Raw genomic sequence first — 25,382 nt, forward strand, 5'->3', positions numbered from 1 at the left:
CTCATCTCCTTGTGGTACCACCAAAACATAGCCGAGTGGTTCTTTTTAAGGAACCAGTAATTTTCTAATCTGGAACTCTTCTCAACGTCACGGAAATAAAGATGAAGACATTCAATGAGTTTGGACAACCTGTGGGCGAAGCCCTTACCGACTGGCAGCCTCGCCCTCATCCGTCCCGGGTAGTACTGCAGGGGCATTATTGTCGGCTTGAACCGCTGCGCGTGGAGCATGCCGGGGCGCTGTTCTCCGCCTATGCTCTGGCCGGAGATACCCGGAGCTGGACGTGGCTACTGCGTGAACCCGATGCCACGGCCGCTGAGTTTGCCGAATGGGTGGCAAGCGTGTGTGAGTTATCTGACCCGATGCACTTTACCGTTATCGATAATCAGACCCAGGCCCCGGTCGGGACGCTGGCCCTGATGCGGATCGATCCTAAAAACGGCGTTGTGGAAGTGGGACACGTTCACTTCTCCGTGCTGTTAAGCCGCACGCCCATGTCAACAGAAGCGCAATATCTGCTGATGCGGTACGCGTTCGATACCCTGGGCTACCGGCGATATGAATGGAAGTGCAACAGCCTGAACGAACCATCACGCAAAGCGGCACTGCGTCTGGGCTTTCAGTTTGAAGGCCGTTTTCGCCAGGCGCTGGTCATAAAAGGCCGTAACCGGGATACCGACTGGTTTTCGATTCTCGACAAAGAGTGGCCGGCGCTGGCGAGCGCCTTTGAAGGCTGGCTTGCCACCGACAATTTTACTGCCGATGGCAAACAGAAAAGATCCCTGGAAAGCTGGCGAGAAACGCGCGTCTAGCGTCTTTTTTTACGTCCCTGCACCGCCTTAAAGCGCGGATTGGATTTGCAAATCACGTATAAGCGTCCCTTGCGTTTGACTATCTGGCAATCCGGGTGACGCTGTTTTGCGCTGCGCAATGAGTTAAGCACCTGCATGGTTAGCCCCGCTTCGCATTAAGAAAACCGCCAAAACGCTTGCGGAAGCGCGCTGCGCTGCCATCCGTGGAAAACGTTTTTTGCTTACCGGTATAAAACGGATGCGATTTTGAAGAAACCTCGATAGTGATGTACGGATACGTTTCACCGTCGAGCTCAATTTCGCGGTCGGTTTTAATGGTTGAACCCACTTTAAAGTATTCATTGGCACTGGTGTCGTGGAATACCACGGTGCGATACGCTGGATGGATGTTTGGTTTCATCATAAACCCCTTATGTTTTGTTATAACATAACAAAATAATATCCAGGTAAGGTTGAAAAAACAACCCTCTCTCTCCTGAGGATATTTTCTAATTTGCTTTAGATAACATGAAAACCCTGCCCCCACGTGCTATAACTATTTCATTTCGCGGTAAAATCTTTCTCTTCAGGCAGGAAACTCAGCGTCCGGATTCGGGCATATGAGAAAGGAAACGACAGCATGAAAACCCGACATCTGGTCAGTCTGGTGACTGGCGTACTTATCTTTTCCGTGCTGGTTCCCATTTGCCTCAGCATCTGGCTTGCCCATCGCCAGGCAGAAGAGAAATTTGTTGATGCGCTGGATAGCTATGCTTCTCGGGTGCTGATGCGCACCGACAGGGTCGTGGATCAGGCTAAAGAAGCGTTAAATCACCTGCAGGGATTTAAGGGCGTTCCCTGTAGTCCGCTGCATTTGAGGGAAATACGTCGGGTCGCGTTCTCGTGGCGCTATATCCAGGAGGTGATCTATATCGACAACCTCAAACCCCTCTGCTCTTCGCTTGAGCAGGCCAGTAAATCCGCCGCTTATCCTCCTCCCATGCGTATCACCGAAGATGGCTACAGCGCGTGGCTTACCGCACAGAACGATCTTGGCTTTCACCGCTATATGGCCGTGCTTGGGAAGGGCCATTACCTTGTTCTGGTCGATCCTGCCTCGCTTGTGGATGTGATCCCTTTCGGGGCGATTGCCATTGATGCCGCTCTGGTGGGAAGCGCAACGCATCTTATTTTCGCCAGCAGTAACACGCTTGATCCGCATATCCGCGATCGGATCAACGATCGAGGCGTCTCCAGCGTTCAGTACAAGGGCTCCATGTACGTCATGAAGCCAGTCCCTGAGCTTGGATTTACTGTCGTCACGTGGGCAGCGCTCACCCCCCTGGCTGAAAGCTGGCACCGACAGCTGCTTTTCTGGCTGCCGTTTGGCGTCCTGATAAGCCTGCTGGCGGCACTGTTTGTCCTGCGGATCCTGCGACGAATCCAGTCGCCGCGCAATCGCCTGCTGGACGCCATTAACAGCCGCGATTTTGTGGTTCACTATCAGCCCATCGTGGCGCTGTGCAGTGGAAAAATCGTGGGTGCGGAAGCGCTTGCGCGCTGGCCCCAGCCAGACGGAAGCAGTCTCTCGCCTGATATATTTGTGCCGCTTGCCGAGCAAACCGGCCTCATTTCGCAGCTGACGCAGTTAGTTATGGAAAAAGTGTTTGAAGATATGGGCCACTGGCTGCAGCTCCACCCCGATCAGCATATCTCCATCAACCTCGCCCCGGCCGATTTGACCTCCGGTAATCTGCCGCCTTTACTGAGTCAACTCCTGAATAAGTGGCAGATTCATCCCCGACAAATCGCCCTTGAGTTAACCGAGCGTGGCTTTAGCGACCCCAAAATCAGCGCGCCGGCTATCGCCGCGTTTCGCCGTTCGGGCCACCCTGTCTACATTGATGATTTTGGCACGGGCTATTCCAGTCTCAGCTATCTGCAGCATCTCGATGTCGACACGCTAAAAATTGACAAATCGTTCGTGGATGCACTGGAGTACAAAAACGTAACGCCGCACATTATCGAAATGGCGAAGTCGCTGCAGCTGGCAATGGTGGCGGAAGGCGTGGAGACCGAAGGGCAGCTTACCTGGCTGCACCGCCACGGCGTGCAGTATGGGCAGGGGTGGTTCTACAGTAAGGCGCTGCCCAAGACGGAATTTATCCTTTGGGCAGAGAACAACCTCGCCACGCGCTCTACTTAAGATAGGATTTGATCACCTGCAGCACGACGCCGAGATCGGCTTCACGCTGCGCCTCTTCGGGCTCTTTCACGACATGATCGGTAAGATGCCCTTCAATCACCTGCATCATCATGCCATTGACCGCGCCACGGATCGCCGCCAGCTGCTGTAACACCTCGGCACATTCGTGATCGCTGTTGAGCATTTTCTCCAGCGCGGTGCTCTGTCCCTGAATTTTCTTCAGGCGAGTCAATAACATCTTCTTATCGCGAACGGTATGTGACATCTCTGTCTCCCTCAGTTTTGGCTTTTAAAGCATATCACGCTCTACTCCCCCTGAGTATTTTTCTACTGGGGGGTAGTATTAACCTACTGGGGGGGAGTACTATTTGCGCACGCTTTCCATACTGGAAATTTCAATGAACGATTTTGCTTCACTCCTGCAGCAGGGTAATGCCTGGCTGTTTGTTCCCAGCGCTATCCTGCTCGGTGCGCTGCATGGCCTGGAGCCGGGCCACTCAAAAACAATGATGGCTGCCTTTATCGTGGCTATCCGCGGCACGCTGAAGCAGGCGGTGCTGCTCGGTCTGGCGGCTACGCTTTCCCATACGGCGGTAGTCTGGATCATTGCCATGGCAGGACTATGGTTTGGCCGCGGCTGGGACGCACATACGTCCGAACCCTGGTTTCAGCTGATCTCCGGAGTGTTGATCGTTGCAATCGCCCTGTGGATGGCGTGGCGAACCTGGAAAGAGAGCCGGCCACACGATCATCATCACGATTGCCACCACCATCATGACCATGATCACCACCATGATCATGACCATCACCATGAACACCCGCTGGTTGAAGAGGAGTGGCAGGACGCCCACCAGCGCGCGCACGCGCAGGATATCAACCGGCGCTTTAACGGACAAAACGTGACGACAGGACAGATCGCGATGTTTGGCCTGACCGGCGGGCTTATCCCCTGCCCGGCGTCCATCACCGTTCTGCTGATCTGCCTGCAGCTGAAGCATTTTGCGCTCGGCGCGACGCTGGTATTCAGCTTCAGCATCGGTCTGGCGTTAACGCTGGTCGCTTCCGGCGCGATTGCCGCCTTAAGCCTTAAGCACGCGACAAAACGCTGGCCCGGATTTAGCGAACTTTCCCGCAAAGCGCCGTGGATCTCCGCCGCGCTGATTATCGTGGTAGGGATTTACATGAGCCTGCATGGCCTGAGTGGCATTCTGGCGTAAGCAGGCGGCCACGCCCGGTGGCCGCCTTTCTGGTCAGATAAGAGTCTGCTGCCAGCTAAAGGTATAACGAAGCTGGCGCGTCTGCAGGATAAATTCCGGCGAAACGCTGGGGCTCCAGGAGTCATCGCCGCCCACCCCCATATGAAACGCATCGAGGTTAAGCCAGCACCCCGGCTCTTCCCGCAGCAGATGATGATGGGTTGTCTCACGCAGCTGCTGCTGGCTATAGCGGCCCACTGAGAAATGGAACGCGCCATTCAGCTGATGCGCACCCAGCACAAGTTTGCAGGTATCGCAGCGCAAACCATTTTCCGTCGGGAAGATATACGGCGTGTGCATGTCTGCCAGGGGCAGTGTCCAGCGCCCCTGCTGCGCCGCCAGCTTTCTGTCCGGGTAGTTTTCATGCGGCCCTAGCCCCAGCCAGTCAACCTTTTCTGGCGTTTCAGCGAGATGAACGCTCAGGCCAATGCGCGCGGGCTCCGGGATATCAGACGCAATATCGACCTGAATGTCGCCATGCAGAACCCCCTGCTCGTCCACCCGCCAGATTTTACGGCTCAGGAACAGCGCCCTGCCGCGATGCTCCAGGACATTAAGCGTGGTAACCACCACCTCACGCGCATGCTGCTCTGCCTCACAGTGCAGCATGCGCGAGGTGAGATCGTACATACCCGCCGCTTTCCAGCGTTCAACCCACGCGTTTGGATCGATGCGCGTCGCTTCGCTCACCCCAATGTCGTTGTCCAGCGGCGCGCGGCTGACGTTATCCGTCACGGGTGAAAGCAGCGTTTCAACGCCATTTCGCCACCATTGAGTCAGGTATCCGGATGCGCGATCGAACTGCCAGCGCTGTTGACCATGCGCGATCGCCAGGATGCGGTCGTTTTGCGTCAAAACCGGCGGCTCGCCCGCCGGGACTGGCGGTGCAATAAAGAGTGGAGCGGGAAGCGTCCACTGCTCCCACGCGCAGCGATGGCCTGCCGGTGACCACGGCGTTGCCAGCGGCTGGCGCACTTCAACATTCAGCCAGACTTCCCCCGGCCCGGCTTTCAATTCCGGCAGAGCGATCTCCAGACGCTGAACGCCTTCAGGGGCTATCGCCAGCGTCACCTCCCCCAAAGCCAGTACCTTCCCATCCCGGGCAACCGTCCAGCTCAGCACTTCGTTATCGGTAGGGCGGAACAGGTAGCCGCTTTGCACCTCAATCACCAGCGGAGAGGTACTGACCAGCGTAAAGGTAAAGAACTGCTGGGCGCGCTGCGCTTCGTACAGCGCCGGGTGCGGCGTGCGATCGGGGAAGACCAGGCCATTGAGGCAGAACTGGCGATCGTTCGGCGTATCGCCAAAGTCCCCGCCGTAGGCCCAGAACGCGTTGCCCTTTTCGTCTTTCTTTGTCAACGCCTGATCGACCCAGTCCCAGACAAACCCACCCTGCAGGCGAGGATGGCTGCGAAACGCCTGCCAGTATTTCGCAAACCCGCCGAAGCTGTTTCCCATCGCGTGGGCGTATTCACAGAGGATCAGCGGACGCGTTTCGTCGGGCATGCCGATCCATTTCTTGATTGACCATTTAGGCACCGCCGGGAAAGGCTGATCCCAATCGACCCGGGCGTACATCGGACAAACAATATCGGTCGCCGCCGTATTCGCCCCGCCGCCTTCGTACTGTACCGGGCGCGTGGGATCGGTGGTTTTCAGCCAGCGGTACAGCGCATCATGATTCGCGCCGTGGCCGGACTCGTTACCCAGCGACCAGATGATAATTGAGGGATGATTGCGATCGCGCTGCACCATGCGGGTTACGCGCTCACTCATGGCGGGCAGCCAGCGTGGATCGTCAGCGAGGCGGCTCATCGGCACCATGCCGTGGGTTTCAATATTGGCTTCGTCAACGACGTACAGTCCGTAGCGATCGCAAAGGCTGTACCACAGCGGATGGTTCGGGTAGTGCGAACAGCGCACTGCGTTGAAGTTATGCTGCTTCATGATTTCGATGTCGCGACGCATGGTCGCCTCGTCCATCACCTGACCGTTTTCCGGGTGATGCTCGTGACGGTTAACCCCGCGGATCAGCAGCGGCTTACCGTTAAGCTTCAGCAGGCCGTTGCTGATGTCAACGCGGCGGAAGCCCACATCGCACGCCTCAACCTCCAGCACCTCGCCCTGCGGACTGAGAAGCGCCATCGTCAGGCGATACAGTTCCGGCGTTTCAGCACTCCAGAGCGCGGGACGGTCAATGGGGATCGCCACCGTTAAGCGTTCGTCCCAGCTGCCGCGCTCGTCCACAACGGCAGACCCCGGACGCCGGGAAACGCTGGCGCATTTTTCACCCTTGCGCCACAGGGTAAAGACCACCTCGCAGTCTGCAAAGCCCGCCCCTGCCAGCGCGACATCTGCCTTAAGCACCGCGCGGTCCAGCTCCGCATTCAGGTCCGTCACCACGCGATAATCGGCAATCTGCGTTTCGGGTTTATGCAGCAGCGTCACATCGCGGAAAATACCGCTCATGCGCCACATGTCCTGATCTTCCAGATAGCTGCCGTCGCACCAGCGCAACACCATGACCGCCAGGCGGTTCTCACCGGGCCGCAGGACCGTCGAGAGATCGAATTCGGCAGGCAGCCTGCTGTCCTGGGAATAGCCCATCCACCGCCCGTTGCACCACAGATGAAACGCAGAGTTCACGCCGTCAAAGATGATGCGGGTCTGCCCGCTCTGAAGCCACGCGTCATCCACATCAAATGTGAGCGAGTAACAGCCGGTTGGGTTTTCCTGCGGCACAAAAGGCGGATTAACGGGGATAGGATAGGTGACGTTGGTATAGATGGGCGTGTCAAACCCCTGCATCTGCCAGTTCGACGGCACGGGCATCGCAACGGCGTCCGCACAGTCTTCGGTTACCCACGCCTCCGGGATTTGCTCAGGTGCAGGAAAGTAGTTAAATCGCCACACCCCATTGAGGGAGCGTCTGCTGGCGGATACAGCATCATCCAGGGCAGGCTGTTCAAGACGCCAGCTGTGTAACGGCGCATGTGCTTCCAGACGGTTCCACTGGGTGACACCCGGGTTTTCCCAGTCCCGTCGGGCCAGAATGGCGCTGAGAGTCAGCGATAAAGTGTTGGGCATATTAACCTCTTTGCGAAGCGCTCACAATTTTGGTTAACATGCCCTGGCACCCGGCGACGGTAAAGCACGCAATCGCGGGGTAGCGAGTCCGATCACAAAGTTTTATTTGCGGGCAAGCTGCCCGGCAAGGAGGGCCAGGCTTCTGAGCTGCTGCGCCAGATCCTCGCGTTCGGCCTGCTGCGGGGTGCGGCGCGCGCTGGAATGTCGGGTCACCAGCGTTACCGGCAGTTGAACCTGCCAGCATTCCTCCCCCCCGCTGGGGGACAGAAGCCACTCCACGCTGCGCTCGCCAGCCTCGCGAAACGCCTGACGAATGGTCGTCAGCGGCGGAGAAAACCAGGCGCTGTCGGCCGTATCGTCAAACCCGACCAACGATATCTGGCCAGGAACAGCTATCCCTTTTTCCGCACAGGCGCGCATTACCCCAAGCGCCATCTGATCGTTCGCCACCAGAATGGCATCCGGCAGTACCGCCCCCGAGAGCAGCACATGTCCCTTCTCATAGCCGCTGGCCGCGCTCCAGTCGCCGTAGGCCACCGCAGCCGCGTCAAGACCCGCCTGCGCCAGCGTCGCTTTCCATCCCGCCAGACGCGCGCGCGCAGAGACAGAGCTTTCCGGCCCGCTCAACAGGGCAATATGCTGATGCCCCAGCGAAAGCAGATGCTCAACGCCCAGGCGTGCCCCCTCTTCGGCGTTAAACACGAGGCTATTTACCTGCGCTGACGGTGACACGTCGAGGAACAGCACCGGGACGGGCATCGCCAGCGACCTGAGCGCTTCGGCGTGCGGATCGTCAAGCGGCACATTTACCAGCAGCGCGTCTACCCGCTGCGCCAGCAGCGCCTGAAGCGCCGCCTGACACTGCTGCGGCTGCTCCACCATGGAAATCAGGACGCTCGCCCCCTGCCCTGCAGCCCGGGATTTTACCGCCGAGACAATTTGCGAAGGCGCGTGCAGCGCCAGATCGGTGGTGATGAGCCCCAGCGTACGGGTGCGTTTCCCCGCCAGCTGCTGCGCCCGCAGGTTGGGAACGTAATGCAGCTCCGCCATTGCCTGCTGCACCTTTTCCCGCGTGCGGGCAGAGACGTGCTCCGCGTCGTTAATCACGCGGGAAACGGTCTGATAAGAAACCCCCGCAAGGAGGGCGACATCATAAAGAGTGATTGCTTTCATGCGTTCTGGCATCGCGATTTTCGAAGCGTCTATTCTGGCACAGCGACGCCGTTAAAACATGTGAGCGCTTCGCAAATTAAACAACCCGCTCCGGCTGCGTCATTTTCTCACCGCGCGGCTTCTGGCGGAACCAGGGCAAACAGAGCTGGATAAGCGGGCCAATGGTCAGAGCATACGCCACAGTTCCCACCCCAAACGAGCCACCCAGCACGCACCCAATCAGCAGGACGGACACTTCGATGGAGGTACGCACGCTGCGAATGGACCACCCCAGCCGGGCGTGAATGCCGGTCATCAGGCCGTCGCGCGGACCAGGCCCGAAACCGGCCCCGATGTACATGCTGGTGGCGATCGCGTTCATCACGATGCCCGACACCAGGAAAGCGATGCGCACGGATAACGAACTCAGTTCGGGGATAAGCGCCATGCTGGCGTCCGCCGCCAGACCGATACAAATCACGTTGCTGATCGTGCCAAGACCAGGCATCTGACGCAGTGGGATCCACAGTAAGAGCACCGCAGCCCCGGTCAAAATGATAACCGTCCCGATACTCATCCCCAGCTGTATTCCCACGCCAAGGTGAAACACATCCCACGGATCGACCCCCAGATCCGCACGAATAAACATCGCGGTGGAAAGCCCATACAGCCCTAAACCGACATAAAGTTGTAGCAGACGACGTACCATTTTTATCTTCTCCAGTGAACCCGACTTTCATCCTGACCTAAAATGGCACTAAGATTAATGTCCAGTTTTTAAATAGTGGACTGCTTATGTCATCACGCCGCTTCGGAAGCCAGTCTGTGGTACGCCTTTTAGGGCACTGGCAGCAAACTTCATCCCGCACTCCGCTCTGGCGCCAGCTGGCCGACGCGCTGCGCTTATTAATCCTTGATGGCCGGCTGGCGCTGCATACGCGCCTGCCGGGTGAGCGTGAGCTGGCGACGGCGCTGAACGTCAGCCGAACCACCGTCAGCAGCGCCCTCGCCCACCTGCGTGAAGAGGGTTATCTTGAAAGCCGCCACGGCAGCGGGTCGCGCGTCATCCTCCCGGATGCACGCGCCGTTCCCACCCTTTCCGCAGCGAGCGTCGCCCTGGATCTTTCCACCGCCGCCCTCAGCGCAGGGCCGGAGATCCACCAGGCTTACACCCATGCACTTACGGCTATTACTCAACACCTCTCGCTGACGGGCTACGAGCAGCTTGGGCTGCCGGTGCTACGGGAGGCCATCGCTGCGCGCTATACCGCGCGAGGTCTTCCCACCCGGGCAGACGAGGTGATGGTGGTCAACGGTGCCGTCAGCGGGTTCGCGCTGGTGCTGCGGATGATGGCCGGACCGGGGGATCGCGTCGTGGTCGATCACCCCACCTATCCGCTGGCGATTGCCGCTATTCAGGGAGCACAGTGTCGGCCAGTAGGAGTGTCGTTGCCGGAAACGGGCTGGGATACGGATGGCTTTGCGGCTACGCTTGCCCAGACCGCGCCGCGCCTGGCCTACCTGATGCCCGATTTTCACAACCCAACCGGTCGATGCATGGATATCGCCACCCGTCAGGCAATCGCTGATATAGCAGCCCAGACCCGCACGGCGCTGGTCGTGGATGAAACGATGGTCGATCTCTGGTTTGATTCGCCACCGCCGCCACCGCTGGCATCGTTTAACCCGCAGGCCAGCGTGATTACGCTAGGCTCTGCCGGAAAAAGCTTCTGGGGCGGGCTGCGTCTCGGCTGGATCCGCGCCTCCTCGCGGACTATCGCCACGCTCGCCCAGACGCGCGATACGCTGGATTTAGGCTCGCCGCTGCTTGAGCAGCTGGCGACGCTGTGGCTTATCGATAACAGCGAGCGTTTTCTGCCCGCTCGCCGCAAGATGCTGGCGGAACGGCGCGATCGATGCAGTAACCTGCTGCGAGAACATTTCCCCGAGTGGACGTTTCATGAGGCGGAGGGTGGGCTCTCTTACTGGATCGAACTTCCTGGCATGCTGGCGACACAGCTTGCCGCACGGGCAGAAATCATCGGGATTAACCTGGGAACCGGGACGCGGTTTGGCTTATCGGGGGCGTTTGACCGCTTTTTACGTATGCCCTTTTCGCTGGAGCCAGCGGAGCTGGAAGCGGCATTGCTGCGGATTAAACCGTTATGGCTCGCGCTAAATTCAAATACGCCAGCAGTCAAACGCCGCCTGGTTTAATATTAAAATTTTGAACTGGATCATAAAATAAAAACTGCTGACTGTAATATATGCAGTCAGCAGTTTTCACTGGTCAGTGATTTAGTGCTGAGGAGGAATGGGGAAACCTTTCAGGGAAATAACGAAATTATCACCGTCTTTCTTTATTTTTGCACCGGTATCACACCAGTCAGACGCAATACGAAAGAACTCATCGCTTCCAACATTCCAGCCAAGACGTACATGCTTCACGTAGCCTGAACGCAACAGAGCGCAGGCCTCGTTGTAGTCACTGGCAGTTGACAGTTGTTGTTTCATTTTCTCTTCTTCAGAAGTTTACGTAGAGCCTTGATTTCTTTAGGAGTAAAAGGAGAAACACTCTCTTCTTCCGTATGCTGATTATCAATATCCTCTTCCGATACTCCCGCCTCTTCTACTGCTTCAAACGCCAGCAGCAGCAGTTTCTCTGTGGTCACGCTTAAATTTTCGTTATTTACTTCCGCATAGTGGCGGAGTCTTTCTTTTAGCGCTTCGTCAATTTTAACATTTAAAACTGCAGTTGCCATGTTTGTCACTTCCCTTCGGAATAAGTACTTTATTTAATACACGAAGTTATCACTGTTATCCAGATCTATATTTTTTTGAATTTTGACGAAAATAGACGTCCAATTATAAAATGCCAGTCTATTATTACAGGTTTATGACAGTAATATTTCAGGGCGATGAAATATATATTACACGGTATAGGCATTATATTATTGTGGAATAAAGGCTAAAAAGAGATGGAAACAGGAAAGATGGATGGGGCAACAAATGGGTGGGGGCCCTGCCAGCTACATCCCGGCACCCACGTCGTCTGCCCTGGCTGCTTCCTTCCGGACCTGACCTAGTGAACAGAGTAGCGTTGCGGGAGAACCAACAGAGCCCCCATTGAGAGCGTTGATAACCAACGCGCTGGCGCATTATCCCTGTGCGAAGAGCCAATTGCAAGCGACCAGGAACCGGATGCTGGTTTCTTGCGCAAACAGGCGCAGCAATCAGGACGATCTTCGTTTACCATGACGGTCCAAACATCCCCACAGGTGAAGGTATGGACGAAAACGACTCCTTTACCCAGCGCGTATGGCAAATCGTGGCCTCGATTCCGGAAGGCTACGTCACCACCTACGGTGATGTAGCAAAGCTGGCAGGCTCTCCGCGCGCGGCGCGACAGGTCGGTGGTGTCCTGAAGCGGCTGCCGGAGGGAAGTACGCTGCCCTGGCATCGGGTGGTGAACCGTCATGGCGCTATCTCGCTGACCGGGCCGGATCTCCAGCGTCAGCGTCAGGCATTGCTTTCAGAGGGTGTGCAGGTGTCGGGCGCAGGACAGATAGATTTGCAGAAATACCGCTGGGTGTACTAAACCCTCCCCCGGGGGAGAGGGTAAGAGCAACAGTTACATCTGGGTTGGTGGGGTTGGCAGGGACGGCTGATTGGTCTGTGGAGCAACCGGAACTTCGGTTTGCTGCACCGGCACCAGATTCAGGTCGATTTTGGTTCCACCGTGGTTAATCGCTTCCTGGACCGTATCGGTGATAAAGACCAGCTTGCCGTTGATGGTTACCGCTGCGCTCAGCAGAATACGGGCATTCGGCTGCACGTCTGACGGGTTATACGGCAACACGAAGCTAAACGGAGCCTGCTTACCTTCAGTACGGACCGCGCGCTGAGCCAGCACCTTCGACGGCGCGTCCGCCAGGGAAGCATCAGACAGCGTGACCGTTAATACCGCATCCGGCGGCAGAGCGACTCTCTGTTTAATCCAGATTGTACCGGAAACGTTAGGCTGCTGAATGGATTGCTGTGAAAGGGTATTAATCCCGTTCGGATCTGCAGCTGGTACCGGCACCTGGGCGCTCTTACCGGCACAGGCGGACAACGCCACCGCAATAGCTACACCACTTAGCATGGGCACGAGTTTCATTGAAGTCTCCTTATCATCAATGCACCAGCGGGATCGATCCCATCCGATGTCGTTTCAATCACATAACGTTTTTAAGTGTGGCACAGATCACCGATTAATGCCTAAAAACGTGCCGACATTCAGATTATTCTACCCATCGGACCACTTTCATTTCTGCGTTATACTCTGCCTATCTTTCGCTACGGCGTTTATTGAGGACAATTATGAGTCAGGCACTGAACAATCTGCTGACATTACTGAATCTGGAAAAAATTGAGGAAGGACTCTATCGCGGGCAGAGCGAAGACCTCGGATTACGTCAGGTTTTCGGCGGCCAGGTCGTTGGACAAGCGCTCTACGCTGCAAAGGAGACCGTCCCTGCAGACCGTCTGGTGCACTCATTCCACAGCTATTTCTTACGCCCTGGCGACAGCGCAAAACCGATTGTGTATGACGTTGAAGTCCTGAGAGACGGTAACAGCTTCAGCGCACGCCGCGTGGCGGCCGTTCAGAACGGTAAGCCAATCTTTTATATGACTGCCTCTTTCCAGGCGCCGGAACCAGGGTATGAACATCAGAAAGTGATGCCGCCAGCACCGTCGCCGGACGAACTCAAATCAGAGACCGATATCGCCCGCGCGCTGGCACATCTGCTTCCGCCGCAGGTCAAAGAGAAGTTTCTCTGCGATAAACCGCTGGAGATCCGCCCGGTTGAGTTCCACAACCCCATGAAAGGCCACACCGCCGAGCCGAAGCGTCAGGTCTGGATCCGCGCCAATGGCACCGTGCCGGAAGATTTCCGCGTGCATCAGTATCTGCTGGGCTACGCGTCAGACTTTAACTTTCTGCCGGTTGCGCTACAGCCGCACGGCGTTGGTTTCCTTGAAAAAGGGATGCAGGTCGCAACCATCGATCACTCCATGTGGTTCCACCGTCCGTTCAATATGAATGAGTGGCTGCTTTACAGCGTGGAGAGTACGTCAGCGTCGAGCGCTCGCGGGTTTGTGCGTGGAGAGTTTTATACTCAGGACGGCGTGCTGGTCGCTTCTACGGTGCAGGAAGGGGTAATGCGTAATCGCGGATGATGGTGTGCGGCCTGATGCCCTTACCCTGACCCTCTCCCATGGGAGAGGGAATAAACATTAAAAACGGCAACCGAAGTTGCCGTTTTGCTTTTTATTAGGCGTTATACGCATTCTCGCCGTGGCTGTTGACGTCCAGACCTTCGCGCTCCTGCTCTTCCGGTACGCGCAGCCCAACGGTCATATCCGCCAGCTTATAGCCAATGAAGGCGACAACGGCAGACCACACCACGGTGATAGCGATACTTTCCAGCTGCACCAGCATCTGATGAACCATGGTGACACCTTCTGCGTAGCCCACGCCACCCAGTGATTTCGCGGCGAAGATGCCGGTCATGATACAGCCGACGATGCCGCACACGCCGTGGACGCCGAACACATCGCAAGGGTCATCCACGCGCAGCACGCGTTTCAGTGCGGTGACGCCCCACAGACCTGCCAGGCCCGCGACCAGTCCCACCAGCAGCGCACCACCGACACCCACATAGCCACACGCCGGGGTGATACCAACCAGACCGGCAATCGCCCCTGAACAGGCACCCAGCAGGGAAGGTTTACCGCGTACCGCCCACTCGCCGAATACCCAGGAGAGAATTGCACCCGCCGTCGCCACAACGGTGTTCACGAACGCCAGTGCGGCGATTTCGTTCGCGGCACTTGCGGAGCCGGCGTTGAAGCCGAACCAGCCAAAGTAGAGGATAGCCGTACCGGTAAACACCATCGGCAAGTTATGCGGTTTGAACGCCTCTTTACCGAAGCCCACGCGTTTGCCAATCAGGTATGCGCCCACCAGACCCGCTACCGCGGCGTTGATATGGACAACGGTACCGCCCGCAAAGTCCAGCGCGCCGTGCGTTGCCAGCAGACCACCGCCCCAGACCATGTGCGCAATCGGCACATAGGAGAGGGTCAGCCAGACCACCACGAAGATCAGAACGGCAGAGAAACGGATGCGCTCCGCCAGCGCGCCCACAATCAGCCCGACGGTAATGCAGGCGAACGAGCCCTGGAACGCGACGTGGATGTACTGGTAGAAGCTGCCCATCAGCGCGGTCAGCTCAATATTTTTCAGCATTACCCAGTCGAAGTTACCAAAGAAGGCGTTGCCGGTACCGAAAGCCAGCGAGTAACCGTAAACCACCCAAAGCACGCAGACCAGCGCGAACGTCACGGCAACCTGCGTCAGCATGGAGAGAACGTTTTTGCCGCGGATCAGGCCGCCGTAGAACAGCGCAATGCCCGGGATAGACATGAACAGCACCAGCGCGGTGCTGATCATCATAAAGGCGTTATCGGCTTTGTCTGCCACGGCAGGAGCAGCCAGCGCCAGGCCCGGCAGCAGTGCCAGCGAACCCAGACCCGTTTTAAGTGTTGCTATCTTCATTTTCTCGATCCCTATCACTGTGTGCCAGCCGTTATTTACAGTGCCGCTTCGTCAGATTCGCCGGTACGAATGCGAATGACGCGCTGCAGTTCGGCAACGAAAATTTTGCCGTCGCCAATTTTGCCGGTGTAGGCCGCTTTGCTAATCACATCAATCACTTCATCAAGCTGATCGTCAGCAATCGCGACATCAATTTTTACTTTTGGCAGAAAGTTAACGCTGTATTCCGCCCCGCGATAAAGCTCGGCATGACCCTTCTGACGACCAAAGCCTTTCACTTCGGTGACAGTCAGTCCCTGAATACCCATTGAGGACAATGCTTCACGCACGTCTTCCAGTTTGAATGGTTTGATTACCACCGTAACCAGCTTCATAGATCCCCTCCAGTCAGAATTCGGTAATGGCCGCAGCTCACGCAGAAGGTATTGCAAGGGGTGTGCCAGAAATGAAATGGAGGGAGAAAAGCGGTGCGACGAGCGTTATGCCGTCTTCCTTAATGAACCGGCGAAAAAAAACGCACCATGTCGGTGCACGGTGCGTTTCAGTATTGCACCAACAGGAATGACTGTTAGCGCGTTGCTTTGTTTTGGTGCATCAGGCGCTGAGCGACTCTTCCTCGCGCACGCTGGCCGCGAGCTCTTCGCCCGCCAGCTGAAGCTGATACATCTGCCAGTAACGCCCTTTGGCTTCCAGCAGCTCACGGTGCGTCCCGCGCTCCACGGCTTGTCCACGATGCAGCACCAGAATGGTATCGGCATCGACAATGGTGGAAAGGCGATGGGCAATCACCACCAGCGTCGTATGGTCGCGTACCGCGGCCAGCGCCTGCTGGATGGCCTGCTCGGTGCCGGAGTCAATGCTGGCCGTCGCTTCATCCAGAATCAGCACCTGCGGGGTTTCAATCAGCACCCGCGCCAGCGCGAGAAGCTGCTTTTGCCCAACGGAGAGGTTGTTTCCCTGCTCGCCCAGCCGGGTATTAATCCCGTCGCTAAACCCGCGCGCCAGGTCTGCCAGCTGCACTTTTTCCAGCACCTCCCATACCTGCTCCTGAGAGTAGTCTCGCCCCAGGGTCACGTTGGCGTAGAAGGTATCGGCCAGGACGACCGGATCCTGCTGCACCATCGCGACGCCTTTACGCAACACGTTGTGGCTGAGAGACGCGAGCGGGCGTCCGTCGAGGCGGATTTCGCCTTGCGTGACCGGGTAGTAGCCCATCAACAGGCTGGCGAGCGTGCTCTTGCCGCTTCCCGTATGTCCCACCAGCGCCACGAAACCGCGCGACGGGACATCCAGCGTAATGTCCTGCAACACCAGCCGGTCTTCGCGATAGGCAAACGAGACGTTATCAAAGGCAATGGCGCCGCTTTGCAGAGGTCGCTCGTCATGACCGTAGGCCTGGCGCGGCCTGTCCATCAGCTCAAACACGCGCTCGCCGGCGACGACCGCCTGCTGCAGCATCGATTGCTGGGTCGTGAGCTCGATCAGCGGCTCGTTAAGGCGCCCCAGGTAGCTAATAAAAGCGTACAGCACGCCCACTTCAATCGTACCGCTTGAGCTCAGGCCAAAGAGCATCAGTAAACCGCAAAGCACCAGCGCAGAGAAAAGGCTGAGCAGCGGACGCAGCAGGAAGCCGTCAAGGCGCAGCGTCTGCATACGCGCCATATAGTGCGATCGGCTGGCTTCGCCCATCCGCTCGCCAAAGCGCGCCTGCTGGCGGAACTGCTGGATGACGCTCATGCCGTTAATCACTTCGTTGAAGCCATCGTTAATGTCGGCCAGATAGGCGCGCACCCGACGCACGATTGGCGTGCTGTAGCGCTGGTAGATGATCATCACGATCAGCACCGCCGGGAAGATGGTAATCGCCACCAGCGCCATGCGCCAGTCGAGGCTGAACATCGCCACCAGCATCGCGCCGATCAGCGCCGCACTGCGTAACACCGTCGCGACCACGGTGACGTACAGGTCGCGGATCACTTCGGTATCGTTGGTCACGCGCGAAATCACCTGCCCGACCGGCTGGATATCAAACTCGCTGAGCGGCTGGCGAAGCGCCGCGTCCATTACATCCGTGCGCAGCTGCTGAACCACGCCCACGGCGGCACGGTTAAACAGCAGCGACTGCGCATAGTGCAGCCCTGCCGCCGCCAGCTGCAACCCAACGTAGGCCACGCCTAAGCCCGCCACCAGCCCCAGCGGCAGGTAGCTTTTGGCGACCATATTGTCGATGAAGTAGCTGATGAGCAGCGGCCCGCTCACCTCAGCAATCGCCGCTATCCAGAGTAAAAGCACGGCCACGGAGAGCGGTTTGCGCCACGGCGAGCCGTAGGCCAGCAGACGTTTGAGCGTCGGCCACATCGTTCCGAGCTTACGCATTGGTGGCCTCCTGATCCTGTTCCGGCGCATCGTCCAGCGCCGCCTCAAGCTGTTGATAGCGGTACATATCGCGATACCAGCCCGGCTGCTCGGCAAGCATTTCATGCTGCCCGCGCTGGGCAATGTGTCCGTGCTGTAAGACCAGAATTTCGCTGGCCTCAGTGAGCGCTGACAAACGGTGGGCGCTGATAATCACCGTGCGTCCGTCGCCCCACTGGCGCAGGTTATGCAGAATCTGATGCTCGGTACGACCATCCACGGCGGAGAGCGCATCATCCAGAATGAGGATTTCAGCATTCAGCAGCAGCGCGCGGGCAATCGAGATTCGCTGTTTCTGCCCGCCGGACAGCATGACGCCACGTTCCCCGACTTCCGTTTCGTAGCCCTGCGGCAGACGCAAAATATCGTCATGTACGCTGGCTAAGCGCGCCATATGTTCGATCTCTTCCTGCGTCGCCGACGGGTGACCAAGCGCAATGTTATTCGCCACGGTGTCCGAAAATAAAAACGGCGTCTGGCTGACTACCGCCAGACGGCCACGCCACTCGTCCAGCAGCAGGTTCGCCAGGGGGATATCATGGAAACGGATATCGCCCTCGGTGACGTCAAAGTGGCGCTGAAGCAGAGAGAGCACGGTACTTTTTCCGGACCCCGTCGGGCCGCAGATGCCCAGCATCTGGCCCGGCCGCAGCGTAAAGCTAACGTTCTCCAGCACCGGATGTTCCGTTTGCGGATAGACAAATTTGCGAACGTCGACGTTCATAACGCCGCGCCCTTCCGGCACCGCTTCGCTGCCGTCATTGACCACCGGCGCTTCGGCCAGCATGGCGCGGATGCGGCTGTAGGCGGCGCTGCCGCGCTCTACGATGTTAAACATCCAGGCCAGCGCCAGCATCGGCCAGATCATCAGCCCCAGATACATCGCAAAGCTGGTCAATTGCCCCAGGGTCAATGTGCCCTGCACCACCATCCAGCTCCCGCCGCCAATCGCAAGCAGGTTTGCCATGCCGATTGCGACATAAATCGTTGGATCAAATCGCGCATCAATACGCGCGACACGCATGTTTTTCGCCCCCGTGTCTGCCGCATCGGCCGCAAACAGCGCGGACTGCCGATCTTCCAGGCCAAACGCTTTGATCATGCGGATGCTGGTCATGCTCTCCTGGGTGCGATCGTTCAGAGAAGAAAACGCCGCCTGCGCCAGCTTGAAGCGCTCGTGCAGCTGTTCGCCGTAGCGATTGATCGCCAGCGCCATGATCGGCATCGGCAGCAGGGCGAGCAGGGTTAATTGCCAACTGATCTGCGTGGACATGACGATCAGCACCGCACAGCCCATCACCAGCGAGTCCACCAGCGTCAGCACCCCTTCCCCGGCGGCAAAGACCACGCGATCGACGTCGTTCGTCGCGCGGGCAATGAGATCCCCGGTGCGATGACGCAGATAAAATTCGGGATGCTGTCGGCTCAGCTGGCGGTAAAAATCTTCACGCAGCTCAACGGCCAGCTGATAGGACGCACCAAACAGCAGCACGCGCCAGACGTAGCGCAGGAGATAAACAATGACCGCCGTCAGCACCAGCGTGCCGACCCACATCAACACCCGTGCGGTGGTGTAATGCTGTTCAGTGACGCCATCCACGACGTAGCCCACCACCTTCGGCGGGATCAGCTGCAAAATGGCAATGATAATAAGCAGGGCGACTGCACCGAGGTAGCGTTGCCACTCCCGACGAAAGTACCAGCTTAATTGGGCAAATAATCGCACGCGGTTTGTTCCTGAAGGTATTTTACGAAGTTATTCAATGGGTAAGGCTGTGGTGTACTTAATTTGTTCCATGGCGAAGCTTGAGGTGACGTCCGACAAGCCCGGGACGCTGTTCACCAGCCGCTTGTAGAAATCATCATAGCGCTTCATGTCAGCCACCTGGACGCGCATCAGGTAATCGTACTCGCCGGCCATACGCCAGAAGCCGAGCACCTCGGGCATCTCAGACACCTGAGTGACGAAGCGGCAATACCACTCGCTGCTGTGGTGTTGGGTTTTTATCAGCACAAATGCCGTCAGCCCAAGCCCCAGTTTTTCGGGATCGAGTAATGCGACGCGCCCCAGAAGAATGCCGTCATCTTCCAGCTTTTTTAGGCGCTTCCAGCACGGTGTGGTGGTCAGATTAACGGCATCTGCCAGCGCCTGCAAAGAGAGGGTACAGTCATTTTGCAGCAATGAAAGGAGCTTGCGGTCAATTTTATCTAGCATACCCACCTCATAGAGAAAATTTTTCTCCCTTCATTCTATTTTAAAGGCCAGATAGCAACAATTTTTTCTGTGCTTTTCGCTATGCTGGGCACAAAATGACAAACGGATAACTACGATGAATAGCACCTGGGTTAAACATGCCATCAGCGAAATCAATGCCGACTACCAGCGCTCGGCGGATACCCACCTGATTCGCCTCCCCCTGCCGGGATTTGACGGTATTCAGCTCTACCTGAAGGATGAAAGCACCCATCCTACCGGTAGCCTTAAGCATCGCCTGGCGCGCTCTCTGTTTTTATACGGTTTGTGCAACGGCTGGATCAAAGAAGGCACGACCATTATTGAATCCTCATCCGGTTCAACGGCGGTGTCTGAAGCCTATTTCGCTCGTCTGCTGGGCCTGCCGTTTATCGCCGTGATGCCCTCCTGCACCGCAAAACGAAAAATCGAGCAGATCGAATTTTACGGCGGACGCTGCCATTTTGTGGAAAGCGCCTGCGAGATCTACGCCGCCTCTGAAATGCTCGCCCGCGAGCTAAACGGCCACTATATGGACCAGTTCACCTTTGCCGAGCGCGCAACGGACTGGCGCGGCAATAACAACATTGCCGACAGTATTTTCCGCCAGATGACCCACGAACCGCATCCGGTTCCGTCGTACATTGTGATGAGCGCCGGTACGGGCGGCACGTCAGCTACTATCGGACGCTACATTCGCTGTCAGGGCTACGATACCCAACTGATGGTGGTTGACCCCCAGAACTCCGTGTTCCTCGACTACTGGCAAAGCCGCGATGCCGGCCTGCGCAGTACGGTGGGCAGTAAAATTGAAGGAATTGGCCGCCCGCGCGTGGAACCGTCGTTCATTCCTGACGTTGTCGACGAAATGCTCCGCGTGCCGGACGCCGCCAGCGTCGCCACCGCGCACTGGCTGGAGACGCAGCTCGGCCGCAAGGTGGGTGCATCAACGGGCACCAACATGTGGGGCGCACTGCAGCTTGCGGCACGCATGCGCGAGGAAGGGCGTACCGGCTCTATCGTCACGCTGCTGTGCGACAGCGGCGAGCGCTACCTTGAGACCTACTACAATGCGGAGTGGGTACAGGCCAACATCGGCGACATCACCCCGTGGAAAGCGCAGATTGCGCAGCTGCTGAAATAAAAAAAAGCCAGACCGAAGTCTGGCTTGCTGGAAGGGTCTCACTATTCGGGGGAATATGGGAGGTTGTTGTTGTCCAGCCAATGCGTCAAAAAATGGGACACCGCTTCGTTGCCGCAGTGTCCGATAACCGGCAGATGAGGAAGCTCTGCGATCAGCTGCGGCATCGCATTCCCCATAATCAGGCCGCGCCCCACGCTGCCCAGCATTTCGCGGTCATTCATGGCGTCGCCAAACGCCATACACTCCTGCAGCGTTAAGCCCAGGTGGTCGCTGAGCACCGCCAGGGCTGAACCTTTGTTACAGCCCACCGGCAGGACTTCAAGACAATCCACCGCCGAGAAGGTCAGGTGCGCCCGGTCGCCCAGCGCCTCATTTAACTGAATGCGTAAGCGGCAAAGATCGTCGTGATCGCCACAGAAGCAAATCTTGGTCACCGCGTGGGCAGGGATCCGGCGCAGATCGATAAGCTGGTATTTGAAGCCGCTATAAACATGCGCGTGTAATAATTCGGGGATTTCGCTTCCGGTAAACCAGCCTTGATCGTTGAATACGTGGATACTGGCCTGCGTGTCCCACGTGCTGTGCAGAACAATATCCGCCACTTCCGGGTTGAGATCCTGGCGGTGCAGCACCTCTCCTTCAACGGTGTGAATGCGCGTTCCGTTACCCGTGATTAAAAACGCATCCAGGGAAAACGTGCCCAGCAGATGACGCATCTCCAGCACGTGGCGGCCAGTGGCAAACGTCAGGGTGACATCACGCTCGCGCAGACGCTTCAGGGTACTCAGCGTTTTCTCCCCCAGACGGTGATCCGGCATTAACAACGTACCGTCCATATCAAATGCAGCGAGGCGGGCCATGATTACTCCTGAAATGTGATGCGATTAACTTGTGCATCAGTATCGTGTGAGATATACGGAAGTAATAGTGAATAGATGAAAATTATTGTTCCGGGTTTCTTATGCGCCAGCTTAACCGTCTTAACCAGTATCAACGCCTGTGGCAACCTTCCGCTGGCGCTCCACAGCAGGTCACCATAAGTGAGCTTGCCAGCCGCTGTTTTTGTAGCGAGCGGCATGTCCGCACCCTGCTGCGTCAGGCTCAGGAGGCGGGCTGGCTCAGCTGGCACGCGCGGTCTGGTCGCGGCAAACGCGGTGAGCTGACGTTCCATGCCAGCCCGGAGTCACTGCGCAATGCGATGATGGAAGAGGCGCTGAAGAGCGGGCAGCAGCATAACGCGCTGGAGCTGGCCCAGCTTGCTCCTGAAGCGCTGAGATCGTTGCTGCATCCGTTTTTAGGCGGGCAGTGGCAAAACGACACGCCGACGCTGCGCATCCCCTACTATCGCTCGCTGGAGCCGCTTCAGCCGGGCTTTTTGCCTGGCCGGGCGGAGCAGCATCTGGCGGGACAGGTATTTTCTGGCTTGACGCGTTTTAACGGTAACAGCAGTGAACCCACGGGCGATCTCGCGCATCACTGGGAGGTCTCTGCTGACGGGCTGCGCTGGCATTTCTACATTCGCTCCACCCTGCACTGGCATAACGGCGATAAAATAGAAACGGCGCAGCTCCAGCGAAGCCTGACGGCACTGTTGACGCTTCCCGCCCTGCGCACCCTGTTCAGGAGCGTTTTACGTATCGAAACAACGCATCCACAGTGTCTGACATTTGTGCTGCATCAACCGGACTATTGGCTGGCGCACAGGCTGGCAACCTACTGCAGCCGTCTGGCGCATCCCGACTACCCTGAACTTGGCTGCGGCCCCTTCCGGCTGGCCGCCTTTGAGCCCGACCTGGTTCGTCTGGAAAGCCATGAGCAATACCACCTGAGCCATCCTCTGCTCAAAGCCATCGAATACTGGATCACTCCCCAGCTGTTTGATTACAGGCTGGGCACCAGCTGTCGTCACCCGGTGCAAATCGCGATTGGCGAGGCCGATGAGCTTGAAACCCTGAGGCTGGTCAGCAGCAGCACCAGCCTGGGCTTCTGTTACCTCACGCTGAAACAGAGCGCGCGTGTGAGTGAGATCCAGGCGAAGCGGCTTATCAATATCATCCATCTCTCCAGGCTTCTGCACACGCTTCCGCTCAACGAAGGACTCATTACGCCCACCGGGGAACTGCTTCCCGGCTGGACAATCCCCGAATGGCCTGACTTAACGGAAGTTGCCCTGCCTGAGGCGCTGACGCTGGTTTACCATCTTCCCGTTGAGCTTCACACCATGGCCAGCCAGTTAAAGGCGTACCTGGCGCGACAGGGTTGTGACCTGACCGTCATCTTCCACGACGCCAAGACGTGGGACGGATGCCAGCAGCTTGCCGATGCAGACATCATGATGGGGGACAGGCTGATAGGCGAAGCGCCAGCGTATACGCTTGAGCAGTGGCTGCGCTGCGATGCCCTGTGGCCGCACGTGTTAAGCGCACCGGCCTACGCCCATCTGCAAGCCACGCTGGATGCGGTGCAGTCTCAGGCCGAAGCTCGGGACCGACACGCCGGTCTGCAAGCCATTTTCAACCGCCTGATGGAGAATGCGGTGCTGACGCCGCTTTTTAACTATCAATATCAAATCAGCGCCCCGCCGGGAGTCAACGGCATACGCCTCAACACCCGCGGCTGGTTTGATTTTACCGAAGCCTGGCTTCCCGCCCCCAAATCGTGAAGAAGCTGGTCGCCGCCGTAGCCAGACGGTAACATAACGGTTTTACCGTAACAGTCGAGATGATTTATGAAACGTGCCGTCGTCGTGTTCAGCGGAGGACAAGACTCTACAACCTGCCTGGTTCAGGCCCTTCATCAGTATGATGAAGTTCACTGTGTGACTTTCGATTATGGCCAGCGTCACCGCGCTGAAATCGACGTTGCCCGTGAACTGGCCCTCAAACTAGGGGCACGCGCGCACAAGGTGCTGGACGTTACGCTGTTAAATGAACTGGCCGTCAGCAGCCTCACCCGGGACAGTATTCCTGTACCGGACTACGAACCCGATGCCAGCGGCATTCCGAACACGTTTGTGCCGGGGCGAAATATTCTGTTCCTGACCCTGACGGCGATTTATGCCTATCAGGTAAAAGCCGAAGCGGTAATTACGGGCGTATGTGAGACCGACTTCTCAGGATACCCGGACTGCCGCGATGAGTTTGTCAAAGCGCTCAACCACGCCGTCAATCTGGGGATGGCGAAAGAGACGCGCTTTGAAACCCCGCTCATGTGGCTGGATAAAGCCGAAACCTGGGCGCTGGCCGACTACTGGGGCAAGCTGGATTTGGTTCGCAGCGAAACCCTCACCTGCTATAACGGCATCAAAGGCGACGGTTGCGGCCAGTGCGCCGCCTGTAATCTGCGCGCTAACGGGCTTAACCATTACCTGGCTGATAAAGTCGGCGTGATGGCGGCAATGAAGCAAAAGACCGGGCTTAAATAACGTTTTTTGACCGTGCTGTCGCAAAACAGGTGTCGACAGCACGAGTGCGCCTTAATATGTCTTATACGATCATCAACTCCAGCTTTTCCCGCAATTCCCCTTCCAGCGGCAGCGCTTTCTGAGTTTTCAGATCGATACAGACAAAGGTGATCAGTGCATCAGCCACCACCTGCCCTTCTGGATCGAGCGTCACCACCTGGCTTAACACGCCGCTTTTGCCGTTTAGCTGTTGTACCTGGCTGGTCACGGTGAGCACATCGCCCAGCACGGCCGGACGGCGATAGTTGATGTTGATATTGACGACCACGAACGCGATGTTGTGCGCGGTCAGCCACTGAAAGCTTTCGCTGTTTTCCAGCCCGTCCCAGCGCGCTTCTTCAAGAAACTCGAGATAGCGAGCGTTATTGACGTGCTGATAAACATCAAGATGGAAACCGCGTACTTTGATTTTTGTCTGCATAGCGCAATAGCCTTTCATTGTTATAGGATCAGAGGTCATAACTGGTATGACCTCTTTATCCTGGCAAACTTTTGCCGCAGTGCAAGAAATTGCGTTATTACAGTGTCAGGTGTGAGAGGTTGCGCTCAACCAGCGCGCTGCCCATGCCCGGAACCTGTTTGAGATCGTCGACCGTTTTGAATGGGCCGTACTCTTCACGATAGCTGACGATAGCCTGCGCTTTTTTCAGGCCCACGCCATTCATTGCGCGGGCGAGATCCTCTGCCGAGGCCGAGTTAATGCTGACCCGCGTACCGTCATCATCCGCATTTTTACCGGCGTCAGCCGCTTTGGTCTGCCCTTGTACCGGCGCGGCCGCGTCAGACTTGCTCTGCGTAGCCTGTGGTTTGGCGGCGGTCGCCGCCGCCTGCGCGCCCGCGCTCATCCCGGTGGTGGCAATAACCAGCGTAATTAACAGTGCTTTGATTCCACATTTCATGCTGTTATCTCCTTGTTTGTTGACAGCCACGCAACGATAGCCGCCTGTGAAAACAGGCACAAACAGCAGATTGCAGAAATGGAAAAGGCCGCGAAAGCGGCCTTTAGTTTTTGCACAGCGTTACGAAAATCT

Annotated in this window: 26 protein-coding genes and 1 other RNA gene; 9 read left to right on the plus strand and 18 right to left on the minus strand. The window is 57.2% G+C overall.

Annotation, left to right across the window (positions count from 1 at the left end):
* The first annotated feature begins 101 nt into the window (after positions 1–101).
* Complete coding sequence (locus IM284_RS07490; RefSeq protein ID WP_045259912.1) at positions 102–812, plus strand: GNAT family N-acetyltransferase; 711 nt, start codon at positions 102–104, stop codon at positions 810–812.
* Here IM284_RS07490 and ykgO read toward each other — a convergent pair.
* Both ykgO and IM284_RS07500 read right to left on the minus strand, forming a co-directional pair.
* Positions 809–949 (minus strand): type B 50S ribosomal protein L36, encoded by a 141-nt coding sequence (gene ykgO, locus IM284_RS07495; RefSeq protein WP_003859006.1) that lies wholly within the window; start codon positions 947–949, stop codon positions 809–811. The genes IM284_RS07490 and ykgO overlap by 4 nt on opposite strands.
* Positions 950–951: 2 nt before the next feature.
* Positions 952–1,212 (minus strand): type B 50S ribosomal protein L31, encoded by a 261-nt coding sequence (locus IM284_RS07500; protein WP_006176933.1) that lies wholly within the window; start codon positions 1,210–1,212, stop codon positions 952–954.
* Between the two features lie 219 nt (positions 1,213–1,431).
* On the opposite strand from IM284_RS07500, the gene IM284_RS07505 reads away from it, so the two are divergent.
* Positions 1,432–2,997, plus strand: a complete 1,566-nt coding sequence (locus IM284_RS07505) for an EAL domain-containing protein (protein ID WP_047367618.1) — start codon at positions 1,432–1,434, stop codon at positions 2,995–2,997.
* On the opposite strand, the gene IM284_RS07510 is transcribed toward IM284_RS07505, so the two are convergent.
* Positions 2,990–3,262, minus strand: a complete 273-nt coding sequence (locus tag IM284_RS07510) for a metal/formaldehyde-sensitive transcriptional repressor (RefSeq protein WP_028012182.1) — start codon at positions 3,260–3,262, stop codon at positions 2,990–2,992. The two genes, IM284_RS07505 and IM284_RS07510, sit on opposite strands and share 8 nt — an antisense overlap.
* A gap of 133 nt (positions 3,263–3,395) precedes the next feature.
* Here IM284_RS07510 and IM284_RS07515 point away from each other — a divergent pair, with 133 nt between their 5' ends.
* Positions 3,396–4,214: a nickel/cobalt efflux protein RcnA gene (locus IM284_RS07515; protein ID WP_088205225.1), complete on the plus strand. Its 819-nt coding sequence runs from the start codon at positions 3,396–3,398 to the stop codon at positions 4,212–4,214.
* 33 nt (positions 4,215–4,247) lie between these two features.
* Here IM284_RS07515 and IM284_RS07520 read toward each other — a convergent pair whose 3' ends face one another.
* The 3 genes from IM284_RS07520 to IM284_RS07530 form a co-directional block, all read right to left on the minus strand.
* The gene (locus IM284_RS07520; RefSeq protein WP_047367616.1) at positions 4,248–7,340 is read right to left on the minus strand and encodes a beta-galactosidase; all 3,093 of its coding nucleotides are present in this window, start codon (positions 7,338–7,340) and stop codon (positions 4,248–4,250) included.
* Between the two features lie 102 nt (positions 7,341–7,442).
* Complete coding sequence (locus tag IM284_RS07525) at positions 7,443–8,513, minus strand: LacI family DNA-binding transcriptional regulator (RefSeq protein WP_047367766.1); 1,071 nt, start codon at positions 8,511–8,513, stop codon at positions 7,443–7,445.
* Positions 8,514–8,589: 76 nt separating this feature from the next.
* Positions 8,590–9,201, minus strand: a complete 612-nt coding sequence (locus IM284_RS07530; protein ID WP_028012178.1) for a YitT family protein — start codon at positions 9,199–9,201, stop codon at positions 8,590–8,592.
* Between the two features lie 86 nt (positions 9,202–9,287).
* Between IM284_RS07530 and IM284_RS07535 the strand changes: the two genes are divergently transcribed.
* A complete protein-coding gene (locus IM284_RS07535) occupies positions 9,288–10,709 on the plus strand; it encodes a PLP-dependent aminotransferase family protein (RefSeq protein ID WP_045259908.1) in 1,422 nt (473 codons plus the stop codon).
* Between the two features lie 81 nt (positions 10,710–10,790).
* On the opposite strand, the gene IM284_RS07540 is transcribed toward IM284_RS07535, so the two are convergent.
* The 3 genes from IM284_RS07540 to ffs form a co-directional block, all read right to left on the minus strand.
* Positions 10,791–11,006 (minus strand): hypothetical protein, encoded by a 216-nt coding sequence (locus IM284_RS07540; protein WP_028012176.1) that lies wholly within the window; start codon positions 11,004–11,006, stop codon positions 10,791–10,793.
* Positions 11,003–11,254: a hypothetical protein gene (locus IM284_RS07545; RefSeq protein WP_006176926.1), complete on the minus strand. Its 252-nt coding sequence runs from the start codon at positions 11,252–11,254 to the stop codon at positions 11,003–11,005. The genes IM284_RS07540 and IM284_RS07545 overlap by 4 nt, the downstream gene beginning before the upstream one ends.
* Positions 11,255–11,512: 258 nt before the next feature.
* An RNA gene (ffs, locus tag IM284_RS07550) (signal recognition particle sRNA small type) lies at positions 11,513–11,609 on the minus strand.
* Positions 11,610–11,778: 169 nt separating this feature from the next.
* Here ffs and IM284_RS07555 point away from each other — a divergent pair.
* The gene (locus IM284_RS07555) at positions 11,779–12,090 is read left to right on the plus strand and encodes an MGMT family protein (protein ID WP_047367615.1); all 312 of its coding nucleotides are present in this window, start codon (positions 11,779–11,781) and stop codon (positions 12,088–12,090) included.
* Positions 12,091–12,123: 33 nt separating this feature from the next.
* On the opposite strand, the gene IM284_RS07560 is transcribed toward IM284_RS07555, so the two are convergent.
* Positions 12,124–12,651, minus strand: coding sequence for a YbaY family lipoprotein (locus tag IM284_RS07560; protein WP_028012173.1), 528 nt, complete (start codon positions 12,649–12,651; stop codon positions 12,124–12,126).
* Between the two features lie 203 nt (positions 12,652–12,854).
* Here IM284_RS07560 and tesB point away from each other — a divergent pair, with 203 nt between their 5' ends.
* Complete coding sequence (tesB, locus tag IM284_RS07565) at positions 12,855–13,715, plus strand: acyl-CoA thioesterase II (protein ID WP_028012172.1); 861 nt, start codon at positions 12,855–12,857, stop codon at positions 13,713–13,715.
* 94 nt (positions 13,716–13,809) lie between these two features.
* On the opposite strand, the gene amtB is transcribed toward tesB, so the two are convergent.
* The 5 genes from amtB to IM284_RS07590 all read right to left on the minus strand — a co-directional run bounded on the left by amtB (position 13,810) and on the right by IM284_RS07590 (position 19,726).
* Positions 13,810–15,096 carry an ammonium transporter AmtB gene (gene amtB / locus IM284_RS07570; protein WP_047367614.1) on the minus strand — a complete coding sequence of 429 codons (1,287 nt, stop codon included), beginning with the start codon at positions 15,094–15,096 and terminating at the stop codon, positions 13,810–13,812.
* Between the two features lie 35 nt (positions 15,097–15,131).
* The gene (glnK, locus tag IM284_RS07575) at positions 15,132–15,470 is read right to left on the minus strand and encodes a P-II family nitrogen regulator (RefSeq protein ID WP_008503304.1); all 339 of its coding nucleotides are present in this window, start codon (positions 15,468–15,470) and stop codon (positions 15,132–15,134) included.
* A gap of 220 nt (positions 15,471–15,690) precedes the next feature.
* A complete protein-coding gene (locus IM284_RS07580; RefSeq protein ID WP_047367613.1) occupies positions 15,691–17,472 on the minus strand; it encodes a SmdB family multidrug efflux ABC transporter permease/ATP-binding protein in 1,782 nt (593 codons plus the stop codon).
* A complete protein-coding gene (locus IM284_RS07585) occupies positions 17,465–19,237 on the minus strand; it encodes a SmdA family multidrug ABC transporter permease/ATP-binding protein (protein ID WP_047367612.1) in 1,773 nt (590 codons plus the stop codon). Before IM284_RS07585 ends, IM284_RS07580 begins: the two co-directional genes overlap by 8 nt.
* A 30-nt stretch (positions 19,238–19,267) precedes the next feature.
* A complete protein-coding gene (locus tag IM284_RS07590) occupies positions 19,268–19,726 on the minus strand; it encodes an Lrp/AsnC family transcriptional regulator (RefSeq protein WP_023310581.1) in 459 nt (152 codons plus the stop codon).
* A 115-nt stretch (positions 19,727–19,841) separates the two neighbouring features.
* Here IM284_RS07590 and IM284_RS07595 point away from each other — a divergent pair, with 115 nt between their 5' ends.
* Entirely contained in the window at positions 19,842–20,888 is a 1,047-nt protein-coding gene (locus IM284_RS07595; protein WP_047367611.1) for a PLP-dependent cysteine synthase family protein, read from the plus strand.
* A 41-nt stretch (positions 20,889–20,929) separates the two neighbouring features.
* On the opposite strand, the gene cof is transcribed toward IM284_RS07595, so the two are convergent.
* Entirely contained in the window at positions 20,930–21,748 is an 819-nt protein-coding gene (gene cof / locus IM284_RS07600; protein WP_028012168.1) for an HMP-PP phosphatase, read from the minus strand.
* A 101-nt stretch (positions 21,749–21,849) separates the two neighbouring features.
* Between cof and IM284_RS07605 the strand changes: the two genes are divergently transcribed.
* Together IM284_RS07605 and queC are read left to right on the plus strand one after the other, a co-directional pair.
* A complete protein-coding gene (locus IM284_RS07605; protein ID WP_047367610.1) occupies positions 21,850–23,550 on the plus strand; it encodes an SgrR family transcriptional regulator in 1,701 nt (566 codons plus the stop codon).
* A 66-nt stretch (positions 23,551–23,616) separates the two neighbouring features.
* The gene (gene queC / locus IM284_RS07610; RefSeq protein ID WP_023332238.1) at positions 23,617–24,312 is read left to right on the plus strand and encodes a 7-cyano-7-deazaguanine synthase QueC; all 696 of its coding nucleotides are present in this window, start codon (positions 23,617–23,619) and stop codon (positions 24,310–24,312) included.
* 61 nt (positions 24,313–24,373) lie between these two features.
* On the opposite strand, the gene IM284_RS07615 is transcribed toward queC, so the two are convergent.
* Entirely contained in the window at positions 24,374–24,772 is a 399-nt protein-coding gene (locus tag IM284_RS07615; RefSeq protein WP_014830880.1) for a YbgC/FadM family acyl-CoA thioesterase, read from the minus strand.
* Positions 24,773–24,869: 97 nt separating this feature from the next.
* Positions 24,870–25,250 (minus strand): helix-hairpin-helix domain-containing protein, encoded by a 381-nt coding sequence (locus IM284_RS07620; protein WP_047367609.1) that lies wholly within the window; start codon positions 25,248–25,250, stop codon positions 24,870–24,872.
* Positions 25,251–25,382: the final 132 nt, after the last annotated feature.

Source organism: Enterobacter cloacae complex sp. P12RS (assembly GCF_014895875.1).
Classification (GTDB): domain Bacteria; phylum Pseudomonadota; class Gammaproteobacteria; order Enterobacterales; family Enterobacteriaceae; genus Enterobacter; species Enterobacter bugandensis.